This is a genomic window from Vibrio sp. DNB22_10_4 (genome assembly GCF_052879755.1).
In genome coordinates, this window is record NZ_JBNNXW010000072.1 from 1 (window position 1) to 267 (window position 267).

At 59.6% G+C, this 267-nt stretch carries 1 protein-coding gene; it reads right to left on the reverse strand.

Annotated features, from left to right (window positions below; translation table 11 throughout):
- Positions 1 to 183: 183 nt before the first annotated feature.
- A complete protein-coding gene (locus ACVA6Q_RS24710) occupies positions 184 to 264 on the reverse strand; it encodes a DUF3348 family protein (protein WP_446649230.1) in 81 nt (26 codons plus the stop codon).
- Positions 265 to 267 lie beyond the last annotated feature (3 nt).

Below are 267 nucleotides of genomic sequence, written 5' to 3' on the forward strand. Positions count from 1 at the left end.
GCTGATAGCGGCGCAACTCCAACGCACCTGCCACGTAGGCGGCGCCAATCACGATGGTGACGACCAGCGCGAGCGGGTTGAGGCCCACGACATAGCCTGCCGCGATCCACCCCAGGGCCACCAGCCCGGCAAAGAAAACGATGAGATTCAGGTGATTTCTGGACATGGTGTCCTGTTTAACGCTTAGCGAGTACGAAGGGCGGCAAGCAACCCGTCGACCGGTTGAAAACGAACATCCAGCTCTGCAAGCAGCACGCTCTGCATATC